General features: G+C 54.8%; 3 protein-coding genes and 1 pseudogene. All 4 read left to right on the forward strand.

Annotation, left to right across the window (positions count from 1 at the left end; genetic code table 11):
* Positions 1 to 531 precede the first annotated feature (531 nt).
* The 4 genes and pseudogenes from FEZ61_RS23805 to FEZ61_RS23820 all read left to right on the forward strand — a co-directional run bounded on the left by FEZ61_RS23805 (position 532) and on the right by FEZ61_RS23820 (position 5,343).
* Complete coding sequence (locus FEZ61_RS23805) at positions 532 to 1,161, forward strand: ParA family protein (protein ID WP_026084058.1); 630 nt, start codon at positions 532 to 534, stop codon at positions 1,159 to 1,161.
* Between the two features lie 946 nt (positions 1,162 to 2,107).
* Positions 2,108 to 2,433 (forward strand): annotated as a pseudogene (locus FEZ61_RS23810) (2OG-Fe(II) oxygenase family protein); the annotation flags it as partial.
* The gene (locus tag FEZ61_RS23815; RefSeq protein WP_007163057.1) at positions 2,433 to 2,819 is read left to right on the forward strand and encodes a VOC family protein; all 387 of its coding nucleotides are present in this window, start codon (positions 2,433 to 2,435) and stop codon (positions 2,817 to 2,819) included. The pseudogene FEZ61_RS23810 and the gene FEZ61_RS23815, both read left to right, overlap by 1 nt.
* 1,660 nt (positions 2,820 to 4,479) lie before the next feature.
* On the forward strand, positions 4,480 to 5,343 hold the full coding sequence (locus FEZ61_RS23820) for a replication initiation protein (protein WP_017642855.1): 864 nt from the start codon (positions 4,480 to 4,482) through the stop codon (positions 5,341 to 5,343).
* Positions 5,344 to 5,385 lie beyond the last annotated feature (42 nt).

Raw genomic sequence — 5,385 nt, forward strand, 5'->3', positions numbered from 1 at the left:
CCAAGCACCCAAGCACCCAAGCTTGTGCAGTGGTCGCCATTCTTGCAAGCGTATTGACCACCCGCCTCTATGAGAACGACGAACGTGCCCCCCCGCAGCAATCCCGGTGCAGGCACCGTTACCAAGAGGCGCCCTAACGATGCTCGTTATGGCTTACATCTACCAAGCCTCACCAGTCAGCTACTTCCGACTTCCGCCCTAAAATACCGCTTCTGGCACAGATGCTTAAATAAGCAAATGCTTGGTTACGCAATCAGAGGGCATCGATACGGGGGGCGTCATAGCTGATTTGCTCCAAGCGCCCAAGCGCCTACATAGAAATCGCCAGAGAGCACATGGGTATTTAAGCATTTAAGCGTTTAAGCGCATGAGCGCGCAAGCGCTTACCTACGCACGGATATGCTTGAGCGTGCGAGCATGCAAACGTATACTCAGGTAATCTACTTGCATGAACGCTTGCGTAAGCACGTACGTAAGCAAATGAGCAAACACGCGCCTAAGCGGGCGGGCGCGTACTTAAGGAGATCTCTGGTGAAAACAGTGGTGATTGCGTCGAGGAAAGGCGGTGTTGGTAAGACCACTACGACGGAAGTCCTGGGAGTGGAGCTGGCCCGCCGTGGAAATCGGGTAATGCTGATAGATACGGATCCGCAAGGCAGCCTTACCGAATGGTGGCAAGAGCGTGAAATTGAAGAGCCGCAAATGTCAAACGTCCCATACGAGAGCTTAGGGGCGGCACTCAGCGTGCTGGAAGGGGAGGGGTATAACTACGTCCTCATTGACACACCTCCTGAGTCTAACGACGTTATCACTGCGACTGTAAAATTCGCTGACCTCGTGATCATTCCCGTCAAAGCAGGCCCACACGATTTGCGTGCAGTAAGGCAGACGCTGACGTTGGTGAAGGATGAGAACAAGCCCTTTGTGTTCCTTCTGAACGAAGTGACGCTCAACACGAACATTACTAAAGACGTGATGGTGGCCCTGTCTCAGCACGGCAAGCTTTGCCCACCGATGCCGCGCCGAACCATCATGGTCGAAGCCGGTATTGACGGTAGGGTACCGCAGGAGCTTCGACCAAGCTGCTCGGCAGCGCGGGACATCAGAAAGCTGTGCGACTACATTTTGGAAGAGTTAGAATCCCAGCAAGCACGTGCTTAAGTGCTTGCTCACGCACTTAAGCACGTGCGCACATGTTTAAGTATTTGCAAAGAAGGTAAGACCCAATGGCTCGCACTCCTCGAGATCTCGGCTCAATGCTCAACACCTCCAAAGCGGCGGAGCCTGTTACATCTGCAGCTCCGTCAGTACCCAGCGTTACTCAGAGCAACCCGGTGGCTATACAGCATACGACAGAGGACGCTGCTCCAGCAGCGAAAGCTGGGCAAAACAGAACGCTCAGCGTGAAGTGCGATGCTGACCGATACAGGAAACTTCAGTTGGCGCGTATCGACCTAGGGCTGACCGGCCAGGACATCTTCATCGAAGCTTTCGATCTTTGGTGCGAGAAATACGGGCGATAGACCGCATGTTGCCTGAAGGCGATGTCTGGCATGCGATATCTCATCGCTTCTGCCAGACATCATGAAATAGGTCAGCTCAAGCTGATGCATATCCTCAGCGCCGACACCTTCAGTCACAGCGGTGAGCGTCTCAAGCTTGTTGGCCGTGGTAGTCTGATAGCTTCGTAAGACGTGATTCACCAACCGGTGTGTCTAGCGCTAGCCAGCAGCCACATTTAGGATCCCATCCTCATAGCCCCCCAGGACTGGTTCTGATAGGTGTATTGCGATTCGCTGCTAGCGTTCCGCGCGCTACTGCGGCACGAGATCATCAAAACCGCTAAAACCCTGATGGAAAGCTGGTATTCGTGATAGGCGAGGGCGGGGCTACTGTGCATTGTGGCTAATTAGCTGCGTGACGCATCCATCAGGTACTGATCGAACAGATCTGGTCGTTACTTGCTAAACCTATAACGTCGCGCACCTCAGCTAGCCAACCTGGTCGTGCCAGCTTTTCTTGGATACGTGCAAAGCTACCGAGACCTCGATCAGTGAGGTACCTCAGTGCCCTAGGATCAATATTCGGTACTTAGCACAATGCCGACGGCGAGTAAGTGGACGTGCCCAAGGTGTCGTGCAGCTTCGTGGTCAACATCGGCGACCTGATGATGCAGTGGACCAACGACCGCTGGGTCTCAACCCTGCACCGGGTGGTGAATCCACCGGCGGATGCGGTTGCGACACCCGCCGCCAGTCCCTGGTGTTCTTCCATCAGCCCAACTACGACACCCTCATCGAATGCCTGCCCGGTTGCGCCACGCCCGGCACGCCGCCGCGTCATGCGCCCATCACCTCGGGCGACCACCTGAGATCCAAGTTCGTCAAGCAGACCACCTTTGGCGGTACTCAGACCGGCGTGCGGGTGGCCTGATGCCGAGTCTTTCCTACGTCAACGTCTTCGCCCAGGACGTGGTGGCCCTGAGCGGCTTCTACCAGCGGGTGTTCGGCTTCCCGGAGATCGAGGCGATCCGCTCGCCGATCTTTCGCGGCCTGGACACCGGCAAGACCGCCATCGGCTTCAATGCGCCGGAAGCCTATGAACTGCTGGGGCTGGGCGAATTCGCCGGCAGTGAAGGCTGCCGCTTCCTGCTCAACCTGGAGGTGGACAGCCGCGCCGAGGTGGATCTTCTGGTGCCAGTGGCCGAGGCCGCCGGTGCGCGCCTGGTGAAGGCGCCCTACGAAACCTACTACTACTGGTACCAGGCGGTGCTGCTGGACCCGGAAGGCAACGCGTTCCGCATCGACCACATGTTGTAGACAAGATTAAGGACGAGATGATGCTGAGCAGGGCTGTATGCCTGTGACATCAATGAATTTGGTGATCGGTGCCCTTGAGCAGAAGGTGATCACGTGCCATCTGGGAAGCTTGCTGTTTTGTGTGTGGGGCAACGTCGACTTTAGAACCGGGCGCATAGCGCTAGTACGGCGCTCTTTTAGGTGTATTCCCATCCGGATTACAGCGTTTAGGTAGTTGATCTAGGGTCTTAACAAGGTCTCGATGGTTTGCAAAGCCGGTTGGATCCCCTGGACCTGCTGTCGACGAATATCTCGTTTGGCTGCCATCCGGTGGAATGGGTAGGTGCGCAGACGACGTACACGACGGTCACCACACAGGCTACGGTCCCTCAGCCGTGATCTGTAGTCGATTGCATATCACTGTCTATGCCAAGGCGAGCTTATCCACAGCGGCTAGCCCTTTAAGAGCTTTTTAGATCTTTATTTCTTGTTTTTCTCTTGTTTTTAAGACGCTGGAAGCCGCGCCGGCAAAGGGTTCCAAGGGGGGTATCGACTACAGAATCCGGTAATGCGACTAGGCATTACGGCTGACGCGACTACGAATTCCGGGTCGGTCGACTACAGATTCCGGCAGTCACGACTACGGATGCCGGCTGTTATCCACTGGTGAGCAGTACCACCTGCTACAAATTGCGGCTGTCCAGATGCACAGCGCTAGCACGAAGGCGATAAAACGCGGGTTAAGTTCGCTCCTCCTCGAGGCGTTCAATGTGAAAACCGCAAGAAAAACCTTATAAGTTTCTGATTTTAAACGATAAAATCTGAAATCATGCCTGTCCGAGGCGCGCTTGTAGGTTGCACCTGCCATCCTCATCAAATGCTTCGTACCAATGGCGAGACAATGCGTCCATCATGTCTAGCGACTACAAATTCCGGTAGTCATCGCGGCAATACTTCTCGGTCAACGACTACAGATTACGGCTTAGCCGTCCTCTAACCTGCTGAAACGACTACAGATTCCGGTATCCCATACCGCTGGATCGAGTAGCCCTCCACCTCACGACTACAAATTACGGCACCAAACAGACGCTTAGAGAGCAAAAAATCGTTTTGCTCGGCTGATCGACTACGGATTACGGCTGTTTAAGGGCTGACCCATCCTAATGACTACAGATTGCGGCATAGGCGCAGCTAGGCGCCTACTCCGCGGTTCGAGCACGGTCACCGCCCAGATGATACGACTACAGATTACGGTACCCGGCCGCTCAGACCCATCAGTGCGAGCCTTGAACACGTGTCGACCATGCAATGCGACTACAGATTACGGTAGTGGAGCGGTCAGACCCGCCATGCCGCACCAATGGGATTTCTCAGGTGGGTGTTGCGACTACAAATTACGGTACAAACGCCTCTCAGCAGGCCTCTCGGTAGCACGCTACGCTCGCTCAGATCGATCCGACTACAAATTACGGTACTCGCGTGTCCGCTCGGACGATGTTTTACTACTTGCCAATGCGTCTCTTCGAGACGACTACAACTTGACTCTGCCTGATCGCCAAGGCAGTTGATTGTCGCGCGGAAAGCGCGCCGTGCGGGCTTTTGACTCTTTTTTCGCTTGACCCGGTATCGACTACAGGGACGGGCGCTAGCAGGGTTTAAAGGCTTTCTACCAGGTCCCTCCATGTCAAAGGTATCCACCTCCGTTCCTGATCAGGCTGACCCTCGGCCGATTCGGGTAACGAAGTCAAATACGCTCATCACAGCGTCGTATCGGCTTACCCTCAACGAGCAGAGGCTGATTTTGGCTGCGATAAGCCAAATCGATCCTCGGAAAGGGATGCCGAAGAAAATTTCTGTGTCCGCGCTGCTCTATTCAGAGATATACGGTGTGCAGCTTCGTCATGCCTACGAGCAGATGAAGGAGACGGCCGACGTTCTGTTTGAGCGCGAGGTGAAGACCTTCGATGGGTCTGCAGTGGAACGCAAGCGCTGGGTCGATGCTGCGCGCTACATCGCTGGCGAGGGGAGGGTGGAGCTGTCCTTCACGATCCACGTTATGCCGTACCTATCCCGGCTTCACACCAAGCTCACCAGCTATGACCTGCGCCGAGTCGCACGTCTCGACTCTACTCACTCGTTTCGGCTCTTTGAGATGCTCATGCAGTTCAAGAAAACCGGATGGGCATACATCGAGATCGAGACACTCAGGACCGCTTTAGGGCTTTCTGATGCCTACCAGCGCTTCAACAATCTCCGCCAGCGCGTGATTGATCCTGCTGTGGAAGAGCTGCGTACCAAGAGTAGATTGGATGTCACCTACGAGCTAAAGCGTGAGGCGAGAAGAGTCGTCGCGATCAAATTCATGTTCAAAGATCTTGCCCAGCAACTGCCGCTAAACCTAGGTGACGAGGAGCTTGTACCCCTGACCGAAATTGACCTGCCAGAGGATCCTAGTCTCCTACTGGCGTCCGCTTTCGAGGACTTGAGTGAGGACGATCCGAACTTCACTTTTCCTATCGAGGTAGATGAGTCTGGTCACCAATGATGATAGTGCCTGTGGCGTATTGAATCGCCCCAGCTTTCCTAG

This window comes from Pseudomonas sp. MS15a(2019), from assembly GCF_013277805.1.
GTDB classification, from domain to species: Bacteria; Pseudomonadota; Gammaproteobacteria; order Pseudomonadales; family Pseudomonadaceae; genus Chryseomonas; species Chryseomonas benzopyrenica.